The organism is Pseudomonas sp. S49 (assembly GCF_009866785.1).
Taxonomy (GTDB): Bacteria; Pseudomonadota; Gammaproteobacteria; order Pseudomonadales; family Pseudomonadaceae; genus Aquipseudomonas.
The window spans coordinates 2520269-2544099 of the sequence record NZ_CP019432.1 but is presented as its reverse complement, the minus strand read 5'-3'; the positions used below and the strand labels follow the sequence as shown (position 1 = coordinate 2544099).

Annotated in this window: 23 protein-coding genes and 2 pseudogenes; 17 read left to right on the top strand and 8 right to left on the bottom strand. The window is 54.0% G+C overall.

Going from position 1 to position 23831, the window contains the following annotated elements:
• Positions 1-230 precede the first annotated feature (230 nt).
• The 11 genes and pseudogenes from PspS49_RS11295 (at position 231) to PspS49_RS11245 (ending at position 9028) form a co-directional block, all read left to right on the top strand.
• On the top strand, positions 231-701 hold the full coding sequence (locus PspS49_RS11295) for a hypothetical protein (protein WP_160039302.1): 471 nt from the start codon (positions 231-233) through the stop codon (positions 699-701).
• Positions 702-912: 211 nt separating this feature from the next.
• Positions 913-1218 carry a hypothetical protein gene (locus tag PspS49_RS11290; RefSeq protein WP_095120213.1) on the top strand — a complete coding sequence of 102 codons (306 nt, stop codon included), beginning with the start codon at positions 913-915 and terminating at the stop codon, positions 1216-1218.
• A 277-nt stretch (positions 1219-1495) separates the two neighbouring features.
• Positions 1496-3970: pseudogene (locus PspS49_RS11285) on the top strand (RHS repeat-associated core domain-containing protein); the annotation flags it as partial.
• Positions 3970-4260, top strand: a complete 291-nt coding sequence (locus PspS49_RS11280) for a hypothetical protein (protein WP_102902781.1) — start codon at positions 3970-3972, stop codon at positions 4258-4260. The pseudogene PspS49_RS11285 and the gene PspS49_RS11280, both read left to right, overlap by 1 nt.
• Before the next feature lie 700 nt (positions 4261-4960).
• The gene (locus tag PspS49_RS11275) at positions 4961-5248 is read left to right on the top strand and encodes a barstar family protein (RefSeq protein ID WP_102902782.1); all 288 of its coding nucleotides are present in this window, start codon (positions 4961-4963) and stop codon (positions 5246-5248) included.
• 357 nt (positions 5249-5605) lie between these two features.
• Positions 5606-6001 carry a hypothetical protein gene (locus tag PspS49_RS11270; protein ID WP_110721078.1) on the top strand — a complete coding sequence of 132 codons (396 nt, stop codon included), beginning with the start codon at positions 5606-5608 and terminating at the stop codon, positions 5999-6001.
• Positions 6002-6275: 274 nt separating this feature from the next.
• On the top strand, positions 6276-6719 hold the full coding sequence (locus PspS49_RS11265; protein ID WP_160039300.1) for an SMI1/KNR4 family protein: 444 nt from the start codon (positions 6276-6278) through the stop codon (positions 6717-6719).
• 118 nt (positions 6720-6837) lie between these two features.
• Entirely contained in the window at positions 6838-7149 is a 312-nt protein-coding gene (locus PspS49_RS11260; RefSeq protein ID WP_110721076.1) for a hypothetical protein, read from the top strand.
• Between the two features lie 254 nt (positions 7150-7403).
• Positions 7404-7874, top strand: coding sequence for a hypothetical protein (locus PspS49_RS11255; protein ID WP_102902786.1), 471 nt, complete (start codon positions 7404-7406; stop codon positions 7872-7874).
• A 126-nt stretch (positions 7875-8000) separates the two neighbouring features.
• The gene (locus PspS49_RS11250) at positions 8001-8471 is read left to right on the top strand and encodes a hypothetical protein (RefSeq protein ID WP_160039298.1); all 471 of its coding nucleotides are present in this window, start codon (positions 8001-8003) and stop codon (positions 8469-8471) included.
• 59 nt (positions 8472-8530) lie between these two features.
• Entirely contained in the window at positions 8531-9028 is a 498-nt protein-coding gene (locus PspS49_RS11245; RefSeq protein ID WP_160039296.1) for a hypothetical protein, read from the top strand.
• A gap of 39 nt (positions 9029-9067) precedes the next feature.
• Here the strand turns inward: PspS49_RS11245 and PspS49_RS11240 are convergent, their stop codons facing one another.
• Positions 9068-9880: a VanW family protein gene (locus tag PspS49_RS11240; protein WP_160039294.1), complete on the bottom strand. Its 813-nt coding sequence runs from the start codon at positions 9878-9880 to the stop codon at positions 9068-9070.
• 224 nt (positions 9881-10104) lie between these two features.
• On the opposite strand from PspS49_RS11240, the gene PspS49_RS11235 reads away from it, so the two are divergent.
• The gene (locus tag PspS49_RS11235) at positions 10105-10908 is read left to right on the top strand and encodes a glycosyltransferase (protein WP_095111611.1); all 804 of its coding nucleotides are present in this window, start codon (positions 10105-10107) and stop codon (positions 10906-10908) included.
• A gap of 341 nt (positions 10909-11249) precedes the next feature.
• Here PspS49_RS11235 and PspS49_RS11230 read toward each other — a convergent pair whose 3' ends face one another.
• From PspS49_RS11230 to PspS49_RS11200, 7 genes and pseudogenes are all read right to left on the bottom strand, one after another.
• On the bottom strand, positions 11250-11834 hold the full coding sequence (locus tag PspS49_RS11230) for a hypothetical protein (protein ID WP_160039292.1): 585 nt from the start codon (positions 11832-11834) through the stop codon (positions 11250-11252).
• A gap of 85 nt (positions 11835-11919) precedes the next feature.
• A complete protein-coding gene (locus PspS49_RS11225; protein WP_160039290.1) occupies positions 11920-12117 on the bottom strand; it encodes a hypothetical protein in 198 nt (65 codons plus the stop codon).
• A gap of 10 nt (positions 12118-12127) precedes the next feature.
• A pseudogene (locus PspS49_RS11220) lies at positions 12128-12370 on the bottom strand (hypothetical protein).
• A 167-nt stretch (positions 12371-12537) separates the two neighbouring features.
• The gene (locus PspS49_RS11215) at positions 12538-13605 is read right to left on the bottom strand and encodes a lipocalin-like domain-containing protein (RefSeq protein ID WP_160039288.1); all 1068 of its coding nucleotides are present in this window, start codon (positions 13603-13605) and stop codon (positions 12538-12540) included.
• Entirely contained in the window at positions 13595-16066 is a 2472-nt protein-coding gene (locus PspS49_RS11210; protein ID WP_160039286.1) for an FtsX-like permease family protein, read from the bottom strand. The genes PspS49_RS11215 and PspS49_RS11210 overlap by 11 nt, the downstream gene beginning before the upstream one ends.
• Positions 16063-16716, bottom strand: coding sequence for an ABC transporter ATP-binding protein (locus PspS49_RS11205; protein WP_160039284.1), 654 nt, complete (start codon positions 16714-16716; stop codon positions 16063-16065). Before PspS49_RS11205 ends, PspS49_RS11210 begins: the two co-directional genes overlap by 4 nt.
• A gap of 174 nt (positions 16717-16890) precedes the next feature.
• On the bottom strand, positions 16891-18588 hold the full coding sequence (locus tag PspS49_RS11200) for a sulfatase-like hydrolase/transferase (RefSeq protein ID WP_160039282.1): 1698 nt from the start codon (positions 18586-18588) through the stop codon (positions 16891-16893).
• A 388-nt stretch (positions 18589-18976) separates the two neighbouring features.
• Between PspS49_RS11200 and PspS49_RS11195 the strand changes: the two genes are divergently transcribed.
• The 5 genes from PspS49_RS11195 to PspS49_RS11175 are packed head-to-tail and all read left to right on the top strand — an operon-like array spanning position 18977 to position 23819.
• Positions 18977-20329, top strand: a complete 1353-nt coding sequence (locus PspS49_RS11195) for a UDP-glucose/GDP-mannose dehydrogenase family protein (protein ID WP_160039280.1) — start codon at positions 18977-18979, stop codon at positions 20327-20329.
• Entirely contained in the window at positions 20326-21363 is a 1038-nt protein-coding gene (locus tag PspS49_RS11190) for an NAD-dependent epimerase (protein WP_160039278.1), read from the top strand. Before PspS49_RS11195 ends, PspS49_RS11190 begins: the two co-directional genes overlap by 4 nt.
• 18 nt (positions 21364-21381) lie before the next feature.
• A complete protein-coding gene (locus PspS49_RS11185) occupies positions 21382-22128 on the top strand; it encodes a sugar transferase (protein WP_160039276.1) in 747 nt (248 codons plus the stop codon).
• Positions 22128-22775, top strand: a complete 648-nt coding sequence (locus PspS49_RS11180) for a CpsD/CapB family tyrosine-protein kinase (protein WP_038369597.1) — start codon at positions 22128-22130, stop codon at positions 22773-22775. Before PspS49_RS11185 ends, PspS49_RS11180 begins: the two co-directional genes overlap by 1 nt.
• 21 nt (positions 22776-22796) lie before the next feature.
• Complete coding sequence (locus PspS49_RS11175) at positions 22797-23819, top strand: polysaccharide biosynthesis/export family protein (RefSeq protein ID WP_038369600.1); 1023 nt, start codon at positions 22797-22799, stop codon at positions 23817-23819.
• The last annotated feature ends 12 nt before the right edge of the window (positions 23820-23831 follow it).

The window sequence follows — 23831 nt, the reverse complement described above, 5'->3', positions numbered from 1 at the left end:
GATCTATCATCAGCTAAAATTTATTTAGTAAAAATAAAACCTGACGATCCACGATTCAAATACGAAATACCAAATGGAAATGAAGCAGGCGCTTATCCTAAAGAATGGGTTCCTGGAGGTGAGACGAAGAGCGACACAAAAGAGGCCGCTCTTATTGGCTCTGAAAAAATCGACCACGGCGCCGACATGAACAAGCTTCTAAGCCAATTTGACGATTGGGAACAACTTCAATGACAACCAACTTTGAAATAGCGTTGAAAAAGAATGAACTCCCTGACTACTTCAGAGGTAATGGCCAATATTTCACAAGAGACCCCGACTGGGGAACCCAGTTGCATATCATAAATTGGCAAGGACTATGCGGCTATTTAAAATCGCTAGAAAGCCCGATCGAAATATTGAGGAATGCATTTAGCGTATACTTAAACTCGGTTGAGCTTACAAAAAATGACGCTAGCGACCTGCTTGAAAACATTGGCTGCTATTACTACCTAAGAAATAAACATCCTTTCTTGTCAAAAGATGGATTTGATCTTGTACGCGATGCTGCTGATAGTGAGAAACAGAAAATTTCACATATCATGACCTTTCTGAGAAAAACAATCGAAGCCAACAATAATGTTCAAGACCTTGAACCCTATAATCGCCGCATGAGAAAACTCATTGATGACGGCGGCCCAACCAATATAGAGAGCCTCTAACTCTTTCGACGGAACCCACTGTAAAAAGGTGACCAAAAAGGGGACAGATTTATTCTCTAAAATGAAAATAAATCTGTCCCCTTTTCTGATCGGCGCTAACGACGAAAAAGAAACCCGGTACATGAGGGTGGAATTGAGTGCGAATACCATACATGGACATCCGATATCTGAAGACGCCTTCAAAAGGCTAACCAAGAAGAAAAAATAAGCGATGAACATTAATAAGATAACAACGCTCGGCGGAACAATAACCTTCGATGATCTCTCCACACTAGTTGGATCCGACATCACACTTATAACCGACGAACTCAAAGAAGACCTTTTACAAGCATCACTGCCACTCGAACAAATAATCGATATTGGATGGTACCCAGAATTCAGCGAAAATGGCGCCTTTAGAATCTCGCTAATCTCAGATCAAAACTGGGAGTCGCCAATATACAGCGAAAGTGCGAAAACCTGGGCCGAACTTGAAAAAGCGTTATATCACGCCCTGAATAAAATAAAAATAGCGTAATCTTTACGCAGTCAAAAACAGACCCTTCGTAAAAAATGTAACCCCCCGGAAACCTTAGGTCTTTTTACTACTTATTATTGCAACAATAAAAAACGCATAAAGGCCACGGCTTTGCCGCGTACAACATGCCCGAATCGAAAGACAAAAGACCAGAACGGCCCGAAACACTTAAAGCTCTAGACGCGACTTGATTCCTTAATATTGGACAAAAGGGGACGGACAAAAGGGGACAGATTTATTTTCTACAAACTGAAAATAAATCTGTCCCCTTTTCTCCAACGACAACGGCTTGATGACTGCCGTTATCCCGCCGGAAGACGAAGCCACAACGTACGAATACATCAACGGCTTCGTCAGTGATGTTCATCGCGGCAAAGCCAGTTGGAAGTACCAACGCAACCGTCAGAGCGATATCACCCAGCAAATCGACCCGGACGGCAATGCCACGCTCTACAGCTACGATCCTCAGGGGCGCCTGCTGGAGATTCTCCACCCGGACGGCAGCCGTCATCAACTCGGCTGGAACAACCTCGGCCAGTTGCTGGAAGAACGCCTGCCCGATGGCGGCCAGCGCAAGTATCGTTACGACGCGCTGGGTCGGCAGATCACCCGCCAGGAAGAATCCGGCGCCATTACCCAATACCAGTGGGACGCAGCCAATCGCCTCGCCCAAGTCACACTGCCGGGCGGTGCAACCCGTGCGTTTACCTATAACGCCTACGGTAATGTCACCGCTGAACGCGATGAACTCGGCCGCATCACTCGGTACGAATACGCCGACAACCTGCATCTGGTCAGCCGCCGCATCAATCCGGACGGCAGCCAACTGCGCTATCGCTATGACAACTCACGTCTGTTGCTGACTGAAATCGAAAACGAGCGCGGCGAGCAATATCACCTCGACTACTACGCAAACGGCCTGATCCAGCAGGAAACAGGCTTCGACGGTCGTCGCACGGCTTACGAGTATGACCTCAACGGCCAACTGCTGAAGAAAACCGAATTCGGCGACGATGGCAGCGAACTGGTCACAGAGTATCAGCGCGATGCTGCTGGCCGGCTGCTGGTGAAAACCCTGGCCGATGGCGAAGAAATCCACTACAGCTACGACGCCCTCGGTCGCCTCATAAACGTCGATGACGGCAACTGGCCGCTCGCCTACAAATACGACCTACAAGACCGCCTCATCGAAGAACACCAAGGTTGGGCCACCCTGCGCTACGAGTACGATAGCGTTGGTCAGGTCAAACACTGCCGCCTTCCTGACGGCAGCAAACTCGATTACCGTCACTAACCGGGCGGGCAACTGAGCAACATCGACCTCAATGGCTCGCGTCTGACCTCTCACCAGTTCAGTGCTGGGCGCGAACAAAAACGTCAGCAAGGTTTGCTGCTCAACCAATACCAGTACGACGAACAAGGCCGCCTGCAAGCCCACACTGTTGGCCAGCGAGACAAGAACCTGTTCCAGCGTCGTTATAATTACGATGCCAACGGCAACCTCGCTGGCATTGATGACAGCCGCAAAGGCAATCGCAGCTACCACTACGACCCGCTCGATCGACTCATCAGCGTGCGCGGTGCTACTCCGGAAAGCTTCGCCCATGACCCGACGGGCAACCTGCTGGGCCAAAGCAATGAAGGCACAGCAAACCTCGCCAACGTCAAAGGCAACCGCCTGCTGATGCAGGGTGATCGTCACTACGAGTACGACGCGTACGGCAACCTGAGTCGCGAACGCCGTGGCACATTACAGAAACTGGTCACCGAGTATCGTTACGACTGCCAGCACCGCTTGATCGGCGTTAGCCTGCCGGGTGGCAGTACAGCAACCTACAAGTACGATGCCTTCGGTCGACGTATAGAAAAAACCGTCGACGGCCACATCACCGAATTCCTGTGGCAAGGCGAACGCCTGATTGCCGAAAGCGCCGAAAACCGTTACCGCAGCTACATCTACGAACCGGGCAGCTTCCGCCCATTGGCGATGCTCGATGGCGAAGGCCCACGTAAAGCAACACCGTTCTACTACCAACTCGACCACCTCGGCACACCGCAGGAACTCACCGACTACAGCGGTGAAATCATGTGGTCGGCGAAGTACCGAGCCTACGGTAATCTCGCCGCGCTGGACGTCAGCGAGATCGATAACCCGTTGCGATTCCAGGGTCAGTATTTCGATGCCGAGACAGGGTTACATTACAACCGGCACCGCTACTACAATCCGGGGACTGGACGGTTTTTGACGCCGGATCCGATCAAGCTTGCGGGTGGGTTGAATAGCTACCAGTACGTGCCCAACCCTACGGGGTGGGTGGATCCGCTGGGGTTGAATAGTGAGTGCCCAAAGAAAAAATCCAAATCTACGGGTAATGTCGGAAACCCTACAGAAAAAGCGAGAGTCAATGAAGGCGCACCTGCAGTACCTGCTCCCGCACCACGCGGAGAAAGTACGACTCGCGTCCGGCATTACACCAACAGAAAGGGATCCACTGGCATCGAACGTGATGGAGCAATCCAAGCTCAGGATAACAATCGTGTCTACGTGGAACCTGCCAACAAAAAGCCATTGAGTCAACTAGATGCTGAAGATAAGTATCAAATTGGCAGAGGACGCGGCAGAGACTACATTGAAACAGACGTGCCGGACTCTCAACTTGAATGGGTAAAAAACCCTAGATACGGCACAATGGAGCTTACGATTAAAGGAAATGTGAAGCTAGAGAATCCAACATTCAACCGGCGGAAATGATGCTAGAAAAAAACAAACAGATAGTTCTTAATGGAAAGGATGCACTCGAAGTTCTAGCAGACATCGAGTTCATCCTAATTTCACTACACAAAATGGGAAGCTACTACGCGGATAAACCCGTCGAAGATTACCGGAAGGCCACCACCGACTTTATTGATAATGAAAAGGTTACTCAGCGCCTTGCCAAAGTAAGAAAAATCATCAGCAAGAACTTTGACTCAACACTTGGAGATGATGACATGGATGATATAGAGCGCCACCTGGAAAAAATTAAATTCTGGAAACCCTAAAGCCATAATCGGTCGCAATCGGGGAAAAACCCTGTGGGTTCCCCACAAATCCACTACAGGTTCTGCGGCTGATGATGCACATCATCGCGCAAAGCTTTCTTCAATCTTTCCTAGTCTTCGCTGCCTCCGTAAGACGGGGACAGACCACGAGAAAACGGGGACAGATCACGGTTTCTTTTTTGTATCTATAATCTGCCCTCTGGAAACTCTCCTCTTTCTCGCTATTTATAGTGGTCTGCCCCTTAACAACATATTAAACCTCACACCATTAAAAATCTTTAAAAAAGGAGCGAACCAAACGAATAAAAAGACAAAAAGGGGACAGATTTATTTTCTACTAACTGAAAATAAATCTGTCCCCTTTTATGCTTTAGTCGAAAGTTTGCGGGCCACTGGTGATCTTCCCCCAGACCACGTTACAAAGGATCAGGTAACACAAAGCGGATGGAAAAAGGGTAAAGCAGTCAACAATAGCGTTCCTGGCGGGCAGCTAGGCGGTGAGGTTTGTTACAACGATACAAATGTACTTCCTTCAGCCCCCGGCCGAACCTAGTATGAAGCTGACGTCGATCTCAATAACACGATATCGCGGAGCAATCAGCCGGGGACCAGGCTACTCTACTCAGACGACGGACTTCTTTACATAATTAGTGATCATTACGAAACTGTTAACTCTATCGGAAAGTGGAAGTAAATCAAAATGATAGTTGAGCTTGATGGATTATCCATCTCATCTGAGCAAGAATTCCATAAGCGGATAGCGTCTGCTTTTTCTGTCACTCAATACTATGGAAATAATCTTAATGCGCTTTGGGATCTGCTCAGCACCGATGTAGAGCGCCCAATTGAATTAATTTGGACAAACTCAAAACATTCAGAAGAACTAATGGGCGACTCATATAGAAAAGTATTAATTATTCTTGAACGAGTCAAAACCCAAGATGAAAGCTTTGGACTGGATGAGAAATTTAGCTACCAACTGAAATAGTAACGCTGTAAACGGGGAGCAGACCACGTTTTATTTTGTCTGAAGGAGGTATGTCCCTGAAGGTAAAACGGGGGCAGACCACCATTCCTTATTTTAAAACGAGGCAGACCACAGTTTTTTACATGTATAAACTGCCGCATGGAAACTCTCTTCTTTCTCGCTATTTAACGTGGTCCGCCCCTAAATAAAACTATTACATTGGGATGATACGCCAGCATCAAATTTGGAGACTCGAAAAGTTCATATGGCAAATCATAGCCCTACTGACCCAGATGCGGCCATGCCACACTTGCAACTGCACCCGAAAGATGGAAAAGTAATTCGAATCTATTGGCCAAACCCATTTGAAGGACAAAAATGAACACTCCCAAAACAATCCCTAGAAAAGTGTGGTGGGGCCTAGAGGCAAAATCATATACAGAAATTGCTCAAGAGCTTCCGACGCAGGATGAGTCACTTCGAAAGTGGGTCGCAATCTACGCTGTTTATCATTTAAATTTCGAAGATAGGCACCCTGGAGAGCTTTACTATAAATTCCTAGAAGATGCAAGGCACTCTAAGTACGTTATTGTAGAGTTTACCCTTCCAACTCACATTCTTGAAACAAGAGATAGTGTTGGCGCCAACGACACAACAATCACAACATGGAAAATCTTAGAGACAGAAGAAGAGATAAACTCCTTCCTTCATGAACACAATATAAACCCCAAACTTTTCACCCCTCCATGGACTTGTGACTACCCACTAGATTAAAATAAAAATTCGCCAAAAATGGGTGTGATCGAGGACAGACCACGTTTTTTACGTCTTTGACGTAGAACTAAAAATATTGACATCTTAAATCTCAAACAAAATATGTAGAAAACGGGACAGACCACGGTTTCTTTTTTTTGTATCTATAATCTGCCCTTTGGAAACTCTCCTCTTTCTCGCTATTTAACGTGGTCTGTCCCTGTAACGCCTGGTATGCAAAATTTAGAAAAGCATATTGGAAAGAACGAGCCAAAGACTTTGAGTGAGCAGAACCATGCATAAATATCAAGACTTGATAACGAAACTCGAAAACTCCGATGAAGAAACATTTTGGCTCGAGCCCGCCACTGCCGAGCAAATTAAAAAACTCGAGAATATTCTAGGCATAAAGCTGCCTGAAGATTTCGTTGACTTCTTGAGTATATGCGGTGGTGGTGCAGCAGACTCAGAAATATGCGGAATTGAGAATAATGATGCAACTCTAGATAACGGCGGAACTGTAAATTACAGCACCATGTACTGCCGTTCAGAGTTTGAATTACCTAGTCATTTTGCCGTCATTTATTTAAAAGACGACGAAGTTTGCTGGGCAATTGATTGCGGTCCCACGGGAAATGGACAGGTCATTAGCTACGATCTATTTAAGCGCAAACCGTCTAAGAAAATAGCGGAAAACTTCTATTCATTCTTTGAGGAATACGTCGAACTCAGAACTTAACTTTCAACCGTGAAAGAAGGGGGAATACAAAAAATTGACTAAAAAGAGACAGATTTATTTTCTACCCACTGAAAATAAATCTGTCTCTTTTCTTCATTCGACGTACTTCCGGAAAAAAATGAGAACTTTTTATGTGATTGCTAATAAAGATATGGAGCCAAACCTCCTGCATAGCTCAAACTGGCCAAAGGTTATAGGCTATTCCTTCGCAGATAACTATTTTTACTTATCCGAAGGCAAAGGCAACGGCTTTGCCGCGAACGACATGCCTGAATCGAAAGCTAAAAGACCAGAATGGCTTGAAATATTCACAGATCTAGATGTGACTTGGTTCCTTAACATGATTGACAACACTAGCTTCACCAGCGAAACGGATTTCCGTGAAAAATTAACAGCACACATTGGCAACGTAGATACAATATTATTTTGACTAACTCGAGTTCGAAAAAAAGGGGACAGATTTATTTTCTACACGCTAAAAAATAAATTTTCCCCACTTTTTTATCCATAAACCGTTTAAGCCCTGGTATTAAGACGCCTTCGGCGCAGCTTGAACAAAGAGTCAGAAACATTAAAGCTAGAGAAAATAAATCTGTCCCCTTTTCTTATTGGCTCTGAAAAAATCGACCACGGCGCCGACATGAACAAGCTTCTAAGCCAATTTGACGACTGGGAACAACTTCAATGACAACCAACTTTGAAATAGCTTTGAAAAAGAATGAACTCCCTGACTACTTCAGAGGTAATGGCCAATATTTCACAAGAGACCCCGACTGGGGAACCCAGTTGCATATCATAAATTGGCAAGGACTATGCGGCTATTTAAAATCCCTAGAAAGCTCGATCGAAATATTGAGGAATGCATTTAGCGTATACTTAAACTCGGTTGAGTTTACAAAAAATGACGCCAGCGACCTGCTTGAAAACATTGGCTGCTATTACTACCTAAGAAATAAACATCCTTTCTTGTCAAAAGATGGATTTGATCTTGTACGCGATGCTGCTGATAGTGAGAAACAGAAAATTTCACATATCATGACCTTTCTGAGAAAAACAATCGAAGCCAACAATGATATTCAAAACCTTGAACTCTATAATCGCCGCATGAGAAAACTCATTGATGACGGCGGCCCAACCAATATAAAGAGCCTCTAATTCTTTCGACGGAACCCACTATAAAAAGGTAACCAAAAAGGGAACAGAATTATTTTCTACAAACTAAAAACACCCCCCCTTTTCTCCGGAACGTCATTAAAATTTTTATGCTTGGGAAAAGCTTCAATGATGACCACCTTTGAAACAGCTTTAGAATCTCATGAAACATCTGATTTCTTTAAAGGCAATGGAAAATATTTTGCTCGCGGCTCTGACTGGGGAGATCATCTTTTCATTAGCAACTGGCAGGAAATGTGCGGAACTTTAAAACATCAAAAAGCAGCACAACACCTGCTGACAACTATATTTGAAAATTATGTAGAACACTTAAAAGAAGATTATTCAGATGCAGAAGGATTGCTTTCAAACATAAGCGCTTACTACACACTTAAAAACAAAATCGCACTTCTGTCGGACAATAATTACGACTTGATTGAGAGCCTTGACGAAAAAAGCAAAAACAACATAGGGAAATTATTCCGTCTCCTTAGACAGCACTACGACATAAAAAACGAACTCTTGCCAAGATACAAATTTAATGATGAGATCAAGCGATTAAAACTCAAAGGCTGTCTAATTGACCTCGAACACCTTTGAGCAAGATATTTAATGTGACTACCTCATACCACCGTAAGCTCGATACTTGACCAGTCCTCATGAATAAACATCAGATCACTCTAGCCAATGGATGGACAGCAACCTTTGATAACAACGGTGAATTCCGTATGGGAGCCGAAGGTTGGAGCTTGTCTTTGCAAGGGCCGGACGGCAGGAATATTCATTACTTCGCGGACCAGATCATTCTGGTCAACGATGACGACGGCACCCAGGCAAATTCATGCCTGCGTCTATCTACTGATGGTGTTTACGGTTATTTGAGTACAGCCGTTGATAGCTGCTGGGTGATCGATTTTTCGCGATGCATGATTGCACCACACCGAGTGAACATCCGTCACTACCACGACGCCTACGATGAAAGCGTTGCAGCTTACGAGCAGCCGGCCTTCAAACGCGCGAGGCAATACATCAGCGTTGTTGGAAAGTACATTTATCTGACTTTCCCTCTAACCAAAGATGAGGACTTTCCCAAGGTATGGGAGGAGTACCTCTCGATACGCAGACGCCAGCTCGATGAGTTGTATTTCAGAAACTGATCAAAGGGCGCCATCGTCAGCGAAGTGCTTTCACGCGCCCTACCCGATCAACTCATCTGCCACGTCGTACTTAACCACCACCCGATTCCGATACAACCTCACCCTCTCCACCAATTCCCCAACCTGCCCCTTCTCCCGCACCTCCCGCCAAATCTCATTCTCCCGATACACCCGCGCGCCCTCCCGCACAAACCGGTGCGCCTCTTGAAACACGTGATAGCGATACTCCCTCACCCGATCACACAGCAACTCCCCTTCGAGTTGTGTCTCGCCGACGTTCAACTTGAGCTGAAAGTGCCGATCCGTCGGGTTGTGCAGCACCAGATCAACATAGTTGTAGAAAATCGCCGCCCCGGATCCGAACGGCAGCACCCGCCCTTCATCCGGAAACGGGTCGAAGCTGTGGTTGGAGCGCTCTACCACCACCAGCGGAGAATGAATCGCCATCCAGTGGATCAGGTTGCTCAGTTGGCAGATGCCGCCGCCGACACCGCGTCGAGCCTCGCCGAAGGACAGTTCCATGCCTTCAACGTAGCCGCGCTTCAAAGTCGGGCGGCCGACGAGGCGGCAGAAGGAGAAGTGTTCGCCGGGGGCGATGATGACGCCGTCGATGGCGGCGACGGCGAGTTTGAGGTTGATGACTTTATTGTGTTGCAGGGCGAGGTCGGAGTCGCCGAGTTTGCGGATGAGTTTCGAGGTGTGTTTGAGGTAGCGATATGGCAGGCGCTCGGCCGTGGCGACGGGGCGTGCGTAGCGTTTGCTGGAACAGCGCCAGGCAATCTGGCGGAACAGTCTTTTTTGCCACACGCGCAGCCAATACAAGGCCGGGTGGTAGAGGGAAAGTGGTTTCATCCGTGACACAACGGCGTGCGCCGTTTCTTCCTTGAACCGTGAGAGGGGCGCGCATTTTATCCGGTAATGACCGGCAGCACCCCATGCATTTCACAAGACCAGCCGCCTCTCTTCGGCATACCTCTACCGTCACATTCGCAAATTAAGGTTCGCCTAAGGTTGCATCGCTACGATCGCGGCCAAGAAACCTTGTTGCCCTTGAATCGCAGATGAGTCCTTACGACATGAAAGCGTTTGATTTACCAGCCCAGCCAGCGTCGAATTTCAGCCTTGTCCTGGTAAATTACAAAACCCCGGACATCACTAAAATGTGCCTCGAACTTCTGCGCGAGCACGTCCAGGAGCAACGCATTCCGGTGTGGGTGGTGGATAACGATTCGGCGGATGCCAGTCTGGATTACTTGCGTTCGCTCGACTGGATCAACTTGATCGAACGGCCTTCGCCGGGCAAGGAAGCCGGCCATATTGCGCACGGTAAAGCACTGGATCTGGCACTGGAAAAAGTCGACACCGATTATCTGTTTCTGTTGCACACCGACACCTTTGTCTATGACAAGGAAGTGTTTGCCATGATGATGCGCGAGTGCACGAAAACGCCGGACATGGCTGCAGTCGGTTGTGTCGAACAACTCAATCGCGGGATTGTTCGTGACACTTGGCGTCTAACTTCGCGCTTCTGCAAGCACTATGTTCGTAAAGCGAAAGTGCGTCTGGGTATGCGTTCGAAAATGCCAAGGCCGTACAAAGAAACGCATCTGAAAAGTTTCTGCACATTGTGGAATGCGCGCTTGATGAAGTCCCAAGGCCTGCACTTCTGCATGGATGACCTGGTGCCCGGCTACACGTTGCAAGATCGAATGAGCAGCTTGGGCTATGGCATCAAGTTCCTGTCACCGCGCAAGATTTTCAGCTATCTGGATCACATCCAGGCAGGCACCGTCGCGGCGGCGGGCACCTACGGGAAAAATCACCGCAGGACAAAAATGTATCAGGCCACGCTGAAGCGCTTTCAAGAGCAGCAAGCGTGACGTGCAAATCTCGGTTTAATCCACCGCAAACAAAAAGGGCGACTTTTAAAGTCGCCCTTTTTGTTTGCAGAAATTGTATACAACTACTCCGAAGAGGTGTTCGCCCAGTGTAATGGCCTGGCAATCCATGCACCGGTAAAGAGCCCTGACACTGGGCGAACGGGTGGGATTTTAATTGAAGTTGGCAGATATGTCCTCATGCTTAAACATGAAATTTATGTACTAGAACGTTAAAAAGTGTTGCCCACCGATATTTACCGGGAAACTTCTTACAGATTCTTTTATATGATTGCTCTCATACTTAAAGCTGTACAAGAACAATCATTCTGTAGAGTTAATGCTCAACTTTCGTGTTGGCTGGTCACTTTTAAGATATCGGTGTAAGTGACGATGACGCTCTGCCCTTCTTTCAGATCTTTCAGTTTGGCTTGGATTTCAGGCTTTTTCACGTCGAGAACTTTCGACACACCCGCCGGGTTTTGCAGGGTCACCTGATTTGTCTTCAAATCAATTTTGGTGATTTTCAATTGCACCTGAACCTGACGATACGCCTCGCCACCGGGGTTATCGCTGCCCGGGGCCTTACGCAACTCACCGGTACGTTCGGTGGTGCCAGGCAGACCTTTATCCACATCGGTGTCGAGGTAAGCGGCGACAGAACGCTGTACCTGAATGTTGACCTGATCGCCGGGCTTGAGATTGGCGAGGTTTTTCGCCTTATCAGTGAGCTGAACGTGAACCGGCTTGCCTTCGGCACCTTCGAGCACAACCTGATGGTTGGCGGCATCGACGGAGATCACTTTGGTGATGACCTGATCTGCTTCAACAGTGGCAGACAGCGGAATATCGGCAGCAAAGGCGCCGAAGCTGGTGGCGGACAGTACGGTTGCGAGGGTGATGGCCTTGGCCAATGCGTCGAGCTTCATAAGCAATACTTTCCCTGTGATGAATGGCAGCGCCCGGCGCCGAATTGGCTTCGGCGACGAACGTGCCACTGAGCATAGACGCTGTTCAGGGCTTGGCTTTGGTTTGTGTCGAAGAGGTCTGTTGTTTTGCGGTGTCTTGCGCGGTGGATTCGCCGCTGGGCGTGCCTTTGCCGCTGGTTTCACGCTGTTTCGGGTCGGTGGGCCGCAGGGCGTCGTTGTCGCGTTCGGTTTCGCCGGGTGGCCGGGGTTCGTCGGGGTGTTCGCCTTGGGTGATGGGTTTCATGGGGGTGTCATCAGGCTTCGGGGTCGTCGAGTTCACGGGCGACGTTGATGGCGGGGGAATCCTTGTGCAGGTCGTCGGCTTTCGCGCGCAGGATCTGCCATTACTCCAGGTCGATGGCGCCCTGGCCAAGCAAGTCGTCGGCGATGCGTTGCAGGTCGAAATAGTGCGCGTCGGGGGATTGCTGCCAGTAGGTTTCGTCGTCGAACAGACGTTGCCAAGTGGTCATGTCTGGGGGGGGCAGGTCGTCGCTCATGGCTAATCCTCGGCAGGTTTCTCTGTAGAGGACAACACAGTAAGCCGAGTTCAAACCGATCCTTTGTAGGAGCTGCCGAAGGCTGCGATCTTTTGATCTTGTTTTTTAAAAGCAAAATCAAAAGACCGCAGCCTTCGGCAGCTCCTACAGGGATTTGTGGATACTTTTCAGTAGCCGGTCATTTCCAGATAGCCCCGGCCGGGATGGCTGCCGCGGATGCGCACCGGGCCTTCCCAGTACGGGATGCGCAGGTTCATCCAGGCATTGGGGTTAAGCGCGTCGAGGGTAATGTCGAGGTGTTTGTCGGGGATGCTGATCGACCATTTCACCGGCATCGCCCGGCCGGCGACGTTGGCGGTGTCTTGCGGGGTGAGCCGGATCTGCGAACTGCGCAGGGTTTGCGTCTGGCCGTCGGCAGCGATCCAGGTGCCAGTGAGATACGGCGCGCCGTCCTTCTGGCGCATGCGGTAGAGCATCACGTGTTCGCCGCTGTCCAGGTGCAGAGAGAACCAGTCCCAACCGGTTTGATTGGCGGTCAGCGGCTGGCTGCTCCATTCGCGATCAAGCCACGCCGGGCCGCTGACGGTGTAGCTCTGGCCGTCGATCTGCAACGTGCCGCTGGCCTGAAAAAACGGCTGGCTGTAGTAATACGACGCCTGACCTTCTTCGGATTTCTGACTGAAACCCTTGTCCCCCTGCAACACCAATGGGCGGCTGGAAGTGAGGTGCAGTTGATAGGCGAAATCCTTGTCGCGAGCGCTGAGTTGCAGGTCGCTCAGAGGGTCCGGCGCCTGACTGGCGAATCGCCAATCATCAATCCACGCCTCGAACGGCGCCAGCCGCACACCGGCCTGCCCTACTCCACCTCGGGCGTAACGTTCGGCAGCGTGATGCACCGTGCTGGAAGTAACCGCCGCGTGCCCCAGCCAGATCGTCTGGTTGCCCCACCCCGCCTGCTCCGCCACGGGTTTCAGCGCACTGCGAAACAACGTCCACTGCACGCCGAATTCATTGCCCTGCTGATCCTTGAGATTGGCGGTGACGTACCACCACTCAATGCGAAACCCCTCATGCGCAGCGTGATCCGCCGGAAAACTGAACACTCGCCCCGGCACCACCGGCGTAAATGCCAACGCCTGATCGCCCATCCCGGCGAAGCCTTTCTGTTCAGGCGCCGATTGATCGCAACCACCGAGCAGCAACAAAACCATCAGCACAACGAAGTTAATCCTCATGGGCAAACGTCCTCAGCAGGTCCGCCGGTTGCGTGCGGTACAGCGAGTACAGCGGCCATGCCGAAGCCAGTAACGTCGCCAACAACGCCAACCCCATCAACTGCAGCAATTGCCACGGAAACACCCGCAACGGCAGCCGCCAGCCAAACGCCTGCACATTGATCACCGCGTCCAGACACCACGCCAGCGCGATCCCCAGCGGCAACGCCAGCACCAGCGTCAGTACCGCCAGCAGCCAGGTCTGACCGAGATTGAGCAGCATCAATTGCCGCCGCGTTACGCCCAGCGCCCAAAGCGGTGCGAGTTGGCCGAGGCGACTTTGACTTTGCGTCAGCAGGCTGATGAACAGCGCCACGCCCGCCACCGCCAGGGTCAGGCTGTTCAACGCCGCCGTGGCCGCAAAGGTCCGTTCGAAGACTTGCACCGACCAACCCTTGAGCCGCGCCTGATCGACGATGCGGCTGTCATCGAGTTGAAAGCGCGCCTGCAAGCCATTCAACAACGGCGGAATGTTCCGCGGCTCAATGCGCAGATTGAAACGGTTCGGCGTCAGTTGCGGCCAGCCGCGCAGCAGGTGGTTGATATTGACCAGCAAGTGCCCTTTGGGATTGCCGTAGTCGGCGTAGATGCCAACGATGCGCGGCGACCACGCACCATTCGGCGCAGGAATCGTCAGTCGATCACCCGCCCGCACCTTCAGCCGACGCGCCAGTTGTTCGCTGAGCATCACCGCATCGTCGGTAGCCAGATGCGCCCACGGGTCGCTGCCACTGACATCGAGTAACGGCCAGTGCTGGCGGTAATACGCGTGATCGATAATGCCGAACACCTCCGCCGGCCAGCCTTGCAACGTCACCGCGACCTGCCAGTTGGGCAGCACTGCCGCAATATTCGGCTGCTGTTTGAGCCAACTGTACATTTCCCGCGACTGTGCCGGATTGCTCGGGTTGATATACAACTCGGCACTCAGGCGTTGTTCCAGCCAGTCGTTGAAGGTCTGGCGAAAACCGGAGGTCATGCTGCCCGCACCGATGTTGGCGGCGAGCGCCAAAAGCAATGCCATCAACGCCAGACTCAGTGCCGGCAGTTGCTGGCGGCAATCGGCGAGAAACCACTGACCCAGCACCGAGCGACTGCGCCCGAGCAACTGATTCAACAGCGCGCTGAGCAACACCGGCAGCGCCAATGCGGCGCCGATCAGCAATCCGGCCATCAGGACAAAACCACTGGCCAGGCTGTCGCCCCAGATCAATGCCACCAAGGCAAGCAAACCCAGCAGCGCCGCCAGCCAACCCTGACGGCGCAACCAGCGCGCATATTGCTGATGCCAAGCTTGCGGATCGGCCACCGCCAACAACGGCAAGCGTGCGGCACGCAACAGACTATTGGCCCCGGCGAGCAAAGCGCCGAGCAGGCTCAAACCGATGCCGCTGAACCACCACCAAGGACTGAGGCGCAACTGTCCCGCCACTTCCGCGCCATACAATCCGCGCAGGCTGGCGGCGACATCCGGCAGCAAGACACTGGCCAACCAATAGCCGCTGATCACACCGAACAGTCCACCGATCAGTGCCAGTACACCCAGCTCAACGATCAAGCAGAAAATCAACATTTGCGCGCTGACCCCGCAGGCGCGCAGCGTACGCAGCAGACCGCGCCGTTGTTCCAGAGCCAGCCCGATTGCGGCGTGGACGATAAACAAGCCAACCACGAATGACAAAAAACCCAAGGCATCGAGATTGAGGTGAAAACTCTCGGTGAGTCGCGCCAGATTGTTTTCCTCGCCGCTGCTTTTGAGCTGCAACTGTCCCTTGAACACGGCGGGCAGCTCGGCGTGAAAATCCTTGGGCAGCAATAGCCGCGACAATTGTCCGGGTTGTTCCAGCAGGGTTTGCGCGACGCCGATGTCCACCAGCAATAGGCCGGGCGCCATGTCCTTTTGCGCGAGCAACGGCGGCAATCGCAGACCATTAGCCGTTTGCGGCGTGTCGCCTTCACGCAGATCCAGCGCTTGCAGAGTTTCCGGTGAAATCCACGTGCTGCCCGGCGGCGTGAAAAACTCGACGATCCGTTCGATGGGCAGCGCCTGCCCGGCCACCGCCGAATCGGCGGGGAGCGACACCGGCTCAATGCCCAAGAGTTGCAACCGCTGATTTTCAAAACCCTTGAGCAGCAACCGGCCCTGCAACAGCGGCGACACCGGCCAGCCCTGTCGGCGCAGATCAACGAACCATTGTTGCGCGAACGTCGCGCCACTCGGCCTACTGAGACTGGCCTGCGGTTCGCCGCCGATCAACTGGCTGGCCCTTGCGTAGCTGTCACGCGCCTGACTGTTCAGTGCTTCGACGCCGGTGAGCAGACTGGTCGCCAGCCACAACCCGGTCAGCACGCTGAAAAACTGCACCGGATGGCGCCGCCAATGGCTGAGCAGCGCACGTAGCGTTTGCGCAAAGACGATCACGTCAGCCGCCCGTTGGACAACACCACCCGCTGGGCCAATCGCGCCGCAACCCGCTGACTGTGAGTGACCATCAACAACGTGGTGGGCGTGTCGTCGAGCAACTCCAGCAACAAGCGCAGCACTTCATCACTGGTTGCCTCATCGAGGCTGCCGGTGGGCTCATCGGCCAGCAGTAATTTCGGCTGCGATGCCAGCGCCCGGCCCAATGCGACCCGCTGTTGCTGACCACCGGAAAGTTGCTCGGGATAGCGCTTGAGCAAATCGCCCAGGCCCAGGCGTTGCACCAGGTGCGCCTGCCAACGCGGCTCGTGGCGCCCGGCCAGACGCGCCTGAAACGCCAGGTTGTCCTCCACGCGCAGACTGCCGATCAGGTTGAACTGCTGGAACACCAGACCGATTTCCGTTCGCCGCCAGTTGGCCAGTTGCGCCTCGTTCATCGTTTCCAATCGATGCTCGCCGCTGCGGATGCTGCCGCTGTCGACTTTGTCGAGGCCGGCCACCAGGTGCAGCAACGTGCTTTTGCCACTGCCGGATTCGCCCATCAGCGCCAGGCTGCCGCCGGATTCGAGCGTCAGGTCGATGCCTTGCAGCACCGGCAATGAACCCTGCGGGGTGAGATAGCTTTTGAAGACGTTTTCAACACGAAGCATGCCGCCACCTGATCGGTCAGTGTGGGGCAAGGATAGCGGATGGCGATGACAGACTTGAATTCAGCGTTGAATTGACCGGCCCCTTCGCGAGCAGGCTCGCTCCCACAGGTTGATCGCATTTCAAATGTGGGAGCGAGCCTGCTCGCGAAAGCGTCAGCCCAGCCAACTCAAAACTTACTGCCCGACTGCCACACTCGCCGGCGCCTGCGTCGGCGTGACAATGCTGCCCAGATCAATGTGCTTCCACTCAGGCTTGGCCCCCAACCGCGCATTGAACCGGTAGTTGAAGGTGAACTCATCCGCCGTCAGCACCGTCAGCGGCTTGCCATAAACCGCTTCGATCCCCGCCAGGTCGTAGCCCATCAACTGCAGCAGGGTCGGAAAAATGTTGTAGTGGCTGGAACGATCCTTGTTCGCCGCCAATTGCGCCGACCAGTCCAGCGTCTTTAGAGCGCTGCCCTGAATCACCACCAACGGCACCAGCCCCTCCTCCTCCACCGGGTCGCCACCGCAGTGAGTGTTCAAGCCCGGATTACCGCGTTCATGCAGATCCTGGCCATGATCAGAGGTATAGATCAGCAGCGCATTGTCCAGACTGGCCTGAGCGAACACCCGCGCAAAGAACTCGCCGACGTTCCACAACACGGTGTTCTTGTAGGCATTGCGGTACAGCACCCAGTCATCCGGCTGACCATTGAAACCGTTGCGTTCGCCGGTATCGGCCACCTCGGTGAACTGCCCGCGCGGTAAAGTCGGGCGGTAGGCCATGAACGCATCCGGGTATTTGTCATGCACCGGGAAGTGCGCGCCGACCTTGTTGATCACCACCAGCTCTGGTTTGTCATCGTTGAGCAATTCGATGAGCTTCGCCGCTGCCGCCATGTCGCGATCGCGCACGCTGGTCTGGTCGAATTGCACGAACTGGTCGATGTCCTTCTTTTCGGTATCGGTCATCAGGTTCTGCAGATTGCCGGCGGTACGCTGGGCATCGATGTACACGGTGCGCAGCCCGGCCTTCTTCGCATACTGCCAGATCGACGGCAGTGTGCTGTTGATGCGCATGTAGTCGGCGCGGGTGCCGCCGTAACGCAAGGTCACGTTGGTGTCGGCGCTGCAATTGGCGATGGACGCGGCGTAGCCGTAATTGAAGATGTCGACGCCAGGACGCGCTTGTTTGAGGTTGCTGTGCACACCGAACGGCGCGTTGATGTCCAGGTAATTGCCGGAAATGCTTTCGTCGATGATCAACACGATGTCATGGCCGACGGCTTGCGAGGTGCGCGCCAGTGTCACCGGTTCGCGCGGGCCGACCGTGTTATGCAGCGCTTCATAGGCAAACAGATTCAGATAGGCCAGCGGCGTGTACATGATCGGCAAGCCACGCGCGCCCTCTCCCGCACGCAAGAACAGCACGGCACTGAGCAGCAACACGCCGCACACCGGCGCCGCCACACGTAACGCGTTGGGAATCGCCAGCCCATGGCGTGGTTTCAGACCGATGCCGAACAGCAACAGCAAACCGCTGAGCACGCCACGCAGGAGCGCGTCCCGGTACTGGTACGCCGCTTCCTGGATAAAACCGCCGGAGTAAACCAATGAGACGAAACCGCTGTAGGTCAGGTAATCCGCCGTGACCCGGGTATAAACATCGAAAAACACTGCCGAGACAAACATCGCCAATGCGAACACGTGGCGAATGAGAGTCTGCCTTATATACGCCATTAGATATAACGCAAAAGTAAGCGCCAAAAACATCGCGCCAAAAAGAAGTACAGCAAAACCGAGGCCGATAGCATTTAACCGATCAATGTAATATTCGGAATACATCAACAAATAAACAATTAACAACACTTCTTTGGCATATCTGAACATGGCGATACCGATCGGGCAAAACGGCAGGGAGTCAAAGGTTTGTCAGTCAGAACCTGACACTAGCACCCGGCCATCAAAGCGCAAGAATTGACTGTTTCATCAGGGAAAGCGTCAAAAAACCGGTGACTCAAATCTGACACATCGACGACGCCACAAGCCTTTAAATTAGCGGCTTTCGACCGTTTATCGCATATTTGAAATCTGAACAAATCTGCACAAAAGCAACAAATTCAATCGCAGCAATGACTTGATGGCCAATCGCCAAAAAATGCTCAAGTGTTATACAGATGCAACATGTCATTTTGCTGACACGCTTTTCAAACGCTGCGCTATACCCCTTTAACTATCTCATTCCGTAGTTAACTTTTGGTGTTATTGAGGTGCGCAGATGGACGTGAGCGTATTTGGCACTGGCTATGTCGGACTTATACAAGCCGCCGCACTTGCAGATGTCGGTCATCGCGTTTTATGCGTGGACATTGACCCAAACAAAATTAAACAACTGCAACAAGCAGTGCCGCCCATTAGCGAGCCAGGTTTGTCCAGCACGCTTGAGGAGAACATCAAGGCCGGCCGTCTGCTGTTCAGCACCCAGGCCAGCGACGCGGTCGAGCATGCCGAGCTGATCTTCATCGCCGTTGGCACCCCGGCCGATGAGGATGGCTCTGCCGACCTCAGCCACGTGCTCAACGTCGCCCGGCAAATCGCCTCGCACATGGAGGCCGATCGCACATTGATCATCAAATCGACGGTGCCGGTCGGCACGGCGGATCAAGTGCTCGCCGCTGCCAACAGCGAACTGCAACGCCGCGACAAGAGCAGCCTGACGGTGCGCGTGGTGTCCAATCCGGAATTCCTCAAGGAAGGCAGCGCCCTCGCCGACTGTATGCGCCCGGACCGGATCATCGTCGGCACCCGCGACGACGCGGCCCGCGAGCAGATGAGCGAGTTGTACGCGCCGTTCTGCCGCAACCGCGAAAAACTGATGTTCATGGACAACCGCAGCGCCGAGCTGACCAAGTACGCGGCCAACGCGATGCTCGCCACCCGCATCAGCTTCATGAACGAATTGGCCAACCTCACCGAACTGCTTGGCGCCGACATCGAAGCGGTGCGTAAAGGCATCGGCTCTGATCCGCGCATCGGTTATCACTTCATCTATCCGGGCTGCGGCTTCGGTGGCTCGTGCTTTCCCAAGGACCTGCGCGCCCTGCTGCACACCGCCGAACACAACGGCATGCCGCTGAAATTGCTGCGCAGCGTCACCGACGTCAACGACCTGCAGCGGCACATCCTGTTCAGCAAACTCAAAGCACAGTTCCCGCAAGGCCTGGCCGGCAAGTCCATCGCGATCTGGGGCCTGGCGTTCAAACCGAACACCGATGACATGCGCGAAGCACCGAGCCGTTATCTGATGGATGCGCTGTGGGCCGAGGGTGCCAGCGTGCAGGCTTACGACCCGGAAGCCATGTCCGAATGCCGACGCATTTACGGTTATCGCAACGACCTGCACCTGTGCGCCACCCGTGACGACACCCTCGAAGACGCTGATGCACTGGTGATCTGCACCGAGTGGAAAAACTTCCGCGTGGTCGATTTCGAGTTGCTCGCCGAAAAGCTGCGCTCAAAGGTGATCATCGACGGCCGCAATCTGTACAACCCGGAACAAGTGGCAGCCGCCGGCCTGCATTACAGCGGCATCGGTCTGCGCCACATTGCCCCTGAAGGACTGCGGCCATGAAGGTGCTGGTCACCGGTGCGGCCGGTTTCATTGGTGCCCATTGCGTGTTGCGGCTGCTGCGCGACGGGCACGCGGTGGTCGGTCTGGACAATTTCAACGCCTACTACGACCCGCAACTCAAGCACGACCGCGTGCAGTGGGTGTGCAAGCAGGTCGGCGATTTCCAGCTCGCGACGGTTGACCTGGCCGATGCCTCGGCCATCGAAGCACTGTTTGTTCGCGAACGTCCGCAAGTGGTGATCCACCTCGCCGCGCAGGCCGGGGTGCGTTACTCGCTGGACAACCCACGGGCGTATCTGGACAGCAATCTCAACGGTTTCCTCAACATTCTCGAGAGCTGCCGCCATCACCCGGTCGAGCATCTGATCTACGCCTCGTCGAGTTCGGTATATGGCGCCAACCAGCGCACGCCGTACTCGGTGCAGGACGGCGTCAATCACCCGCTGTCGCTGTACGCCGCGACGAAAAAAGCCAATGAACTGATGGCGCACAGCTACAGCCATTTGTTCGGCATTCCCTGCACCGGCCTGCGCTTTTTCACCGTGTACGGGCCATGGGGCCGGCCGGACATGTCGCCGATCCAGTTCGCCCGGGCGATCAGCGAAGGCACGCCGCTGAAGCTGTTCAACTACGGCGAGCACCAGCGCGACTTCACTTACATCGACGACATCATCGAAAGCATCGCCCGCCTGATCGACCAGCCACCGCAGGTCAATCCGCAGTGGGATCGCGAGCAGCCCGACCCGGCCAGCAGCATGGCGCCGTGGCGCTTGTTCAACATCGGCGGGCAGCACCCGGTCGAGCTGAAAACCTATCTGGCGCTGCTGGAAAAGCACCTCGGTCAGACCGCCATTGTCGAGTTGCTGCCGCTGCAACCGGGCGACGTGCTCAACACTTGCGCCGAGGCCAGCGATCTGGCCCAGGCCACCGGATTTCAGCCCCGGATAGAGCTGGATGAGGGACTCGGACGCTTTATCGCCTGGTTCCGCGACTACTACCCCACTGCCTATCGCCCACGCGCCGTTCGCGGCTGAATTCATGTGGAGGACTCCATGACTGGACATGAGAAAGGTGTACCGATCCTAGAAATGCGCCGCGACAAGCGCGTGGATCCCGAGCACCGAATGCGTCTCGACGCGGCGATTCATCGCCAGGGTCGCGGCTGGTTCACGGGCCGCGACGGCGGTCGGCCATGGCAACTGTCACGCACCAATCGCGTGGTCGCCTGCCTTGGGGCGCTGCTGATCCTGGTGCTGATTTCCCCGCTGTTGCTGGGTCTGGCGCTGGTCATCAAGTTCAGCAGCCCAGGTCCGGTGATGTTCGTGCAGAAACGCACTGGCTACCGCGGCCGCAAGTTCGGCATGTTCAAATTTCGCACCATGGTGGCCAACGCCGAAGAACTGAAAGAGTCGCTGCGCCACCTCAACAAACACGGTGCCGACGCGATCGACTTCAAGATCGACCACGACCCGCGCATCACCCGCATCGGCGGTTTCTTGCGACGCACCAGCCTCGATGAGCTGCCCAACCTGATCAATGTAGTGACCGGCGACATGCGCCTGGTCGGCCCGCGTCCGACCTCGTTCAACGCCTACCGCTACAAGGACAATCACCTCGCGCGTCTGGCGATCTACCCCGGCATGACCGGCCTGTGGCAGATCTCCGGACGCAGCAATATCGACTTCGACCAGCGCGTTGAGTTGGACCTCAGCTACATCGCCGAGCAGAGCCTTCTGCTTGATCTGAAGATTCTGTTGAAAACCCCCTTCAAAGTATTCAGCGGCCACGGAGCAAGCTAATGGACGGTTCAACCAACAAAAGCCTGAGCATCGCCACCCCCAGCGAATCGAACCTGACCTCGACCGTGCTGGATCTCGATCTGCGGATCCTGTTCCTGACCGCCGCCAACCCCGGCTCAGGCACCACCACCAGTGCGCTGGCGCTGGCCAGCCAACTGGCGCAAATGAGCAGCGGCCAAGTGCTGCTGGTCGATGCCAGTCAGTCGGCGAGCAATCTCACCCAGCAGTTGAACCTGAGCAAGGAGCGCGGTCTGCGCGACTTGCTGTTCAACCCCGACAAACCGCCGCTGTTGCAGGACTGCGTAGTGCAGGTCTCAAGCCTGCCGTTCCACGTGCTGCCCAACGGCCGGCCGATCCGCACCCTGGAACACCTGACCGCCGAGCGGCTGAGCCCGTTGCTTGATCAATTGGGCAGCCAGTACCGCTTTGTGGTGATCGATGGCGACGCGGTGTACTCCGACGCCGACACGCTGGTGATCAGCACGCAAGTCGATGGCGTGGTGCTTGTCGTACGCGCCGAAGACACCCGCTGGGAAGTCGCGCAAGCCGCCGTGCAACGCCTGACTCAGGCCGGGGCAAAAGTGGTCGGTAGCGTGTTCAACCGGCGCAAGTACTACATGCCCAAATGGCTTTACAAAAACCTGTAAGCAAACGCAAAGGATGACGCCATGAACGCCAAAATGCTTGTCCTGCTGTTGCTGCCGCTTGCAGGCTGCTCCAGCAATTCCGACACCCGCAACATGCCGGTGAATATCCTCACCGCCACACCGGCCAATGCGCAAGCCACCGACATGCCGAGGGTCGAGCAGACCCTGCGCCCGAAAGACGTGCTGGATGTGATTTTCCACATCAGTACCAGCGGCTCGGACGCTTACCGCGTGCAGTCGGGTGACCAGATCGGCCTGAACTTCACCGCCGCCAGTCAGCTCAACGGCACGCAACTGGTGCTGCCTGACGGCACCATCGAACTGCCGGGCGCCAACACCTCGGTGAAAATTGCCGGGCTGACCAGCGACGAGGCGCGGCAGGAAATCCAGCGCGCCTATCAACGCAAGCAGCTGTTCCAGCCCAACCGCAATCAGCTCTCGGTGCAGATTCTCAGCCCGCTGAGCAACGAGCAAAACCTCAAAAGCGCGCTGAACCACCCGGCCACCGGCATGAGCCGCGAAATCACCGTCGGCACCGATGGCTATGCGAGTTTCCCGGAAATCGGCGCTGTGCCGCTGCAAGGCATGACCGTCAATCAACTGGAAACCTTCCTCAACAGCAAGTACGCGCAATTGCCGGGGCGGATGACTGTGGATGTGCTGCTGAAATCCACCGCCGGCAACGAGATCTACGTGCTCGGCGAAGTCGCTCAACCGGGCTCGTACCCGATCCGCCGGCCGGTGTCGGTGCTTGAGGCGCTGACCCTGGCGCGCGGTACCAATGTCAAGGCGCGCCTGGATTCGGTAGTGATCATGCGGCGCAACGGCAATCAGGTGCAGGCCATGAACTACGACGTCGAGAAAGCACTGTCGGGCGATGCGCCACAGATCGCCTACCTGCAACCGGACGACATGCTCTACGTACCGAAAACCAAACTGGCCAGCGCCGGCGAACTCGCCCGCCAACTGGCCGACGTGGTGCTGTTCCAGGGCGTGGGGTTCAGCTTCGGCTACCGCGTCGACAACAAAGGCAGTGACAACTGACTCTCAGGTGAA

Bases quoted from the DNA above. Each gene is read 5' to 3' on its own strand.
- PspS49_RS11290 (WP_095120213.1), top strand. From the start codon at position 913: ATGAACATTAATAAGATAACAACGCTCGGCGGAACAATAACCTTCGAT.
- PspS49_RS11265 (WP_160039300.1), top strand. From the start codon at position 6,276: ATGCATAAATATCAAGACTTGATAACGAAACTCGAAAACTCCGATGAA.
- PspS49_RS11295 (WP_160039302.1), top strand. From the start codon at position 231: ATGACAACCAACTTTGAAATAGCGTTGAAAAAGAATGAACTCCCTGAC.
- PspS49_RS11175 (WP_038369600.1), top strand. From the start codon at position 22,797: ATGAACGCCAAAATGCTTGTCCTGCTGTTGCTGCCGCTTGCAGGCTGC.
- PspS49_RS11225 (WP_160039290.1), bottom strand. From the start codon at position 12,117: ATGAAACCCATCACCCAAGGCGAACACCCCGACGAACCCCGGCCACCC.
- PspS49_RS11270 (WP_110721078.1), top strand. From the start codon at position 5,606: ATGAACACTCCCAAAACAATCCCTAGAAAAGTGTGGTGGGGCCTAGAG.
- PspS49_RS11275 (WP_102902782.1), top strand. From the start codon at position 4,961: ATGATAGTTGAGCTTGATGGATTATCCATCTCATCTGAGCAAGAATTC.
- PspS49_RS11230 (WP_160039292.1), bottom strand. From the start codon at position 11,834: ATGAAGCTCGACGCATTGGCCAAGGCCATCACCCTCGCAACCGTACTG.
- PspS49_RS11240 (WP_160039294.1), bottom strand. From the start codon at position 9,880: ATGAAACCACTTTCCCTCTACCACCCGGCCTTGTATTGGCTGCGCGTG.
- PspS49_RS11180 (WP_038369597.1), top strand. From the start codon at position 22,128: ATGGACGGTTCAACCAACAAAAGCCTGAGCATCGCCACCCCCAGCGAA.
- PspS49_RS11245 (WP_160039296.1), top strand. From the start codon at position 8,531: ATGAATAAACATCAGATCACTCTAGCCAATGGATGGACAGCAACCTTT.
- PspS49_RS11200 (WP_160039282.1), bottom strand. From the start codon at position 18,588: ATGTTCAGATATGCCAAAGAAGTGTTGTTAATTGTTTATTTGTTGATG.
- PspS49_RS11185 (WP_160039276.1), top strand. From the start codon at position 21,382: ATGACTGGACATGAGAAAGGTGTACCGATCCTAGAAATGCGCCGCGAC.
- PspS49_RS11250 (WP_160039298.1), top strand. From the start codon at position 8,001: ATGATGACCACCTTTGAAACAGCTTTAGAATCTCATGAAACATCTGAT.
- PspS49_RS11215 (WP_160039288.1), bottom strand. From the start codon at position 13,605: ATGAGGATTAACTTCGTTGTGCTGATGGTTTTGTTGCTGCTCGGTGGT.
- PspS49_RS11280 (WP_102902781.1), top strand. From the start codon at position 3,970: ATGCTAGAAAAAAACAAACAGATAGTTCTTAATGGAAAGGATGCACTC.
- PspS49_RS11195 (WP_160039280.1), top strand. From the start codon at position 18,977: ATGGACGTGAGCGTATTTGGCACTGGCTATGTCGGACTTATACAAGCC.
- PspS49_RS11255 (WP_102902786.1), top strand. From the start codon at position 7,404: ATGACAACCAACTTTGAAATAGCTTTGAAAAAGAATGAACTCCCTGAC.
- PspS49_RS11260 (WP_110721076.1), top strand. From the start codon at position 6,838: ATGAGAACTTTTTATGTGATTGCTAATAAAGATATGGAGCCAAACCTC.
- PspS49_RS11190 (WP_160039278.1), top strand. From the start codon at position 20,326: ATGAAGGTGCTGGTCACCGGTGCGGCCGGTTTCATTGGTGCCCATTGC.
- PspS49_RS11205 (WP_160039284.1), bottom strand. From the start codon at position 16,716: ATGCTTCGTGTTGAAAACGTCTTCAAAAGCTATCTCACCCCGCAGGGT.
- PspS49_RS11235 (WP_095111611.1), top strand. From the start codon at position 10,105: ATGAAAGCGTTTGATTTACCAGCCCAGCCAGCGTCGAATTTCAGCCTT.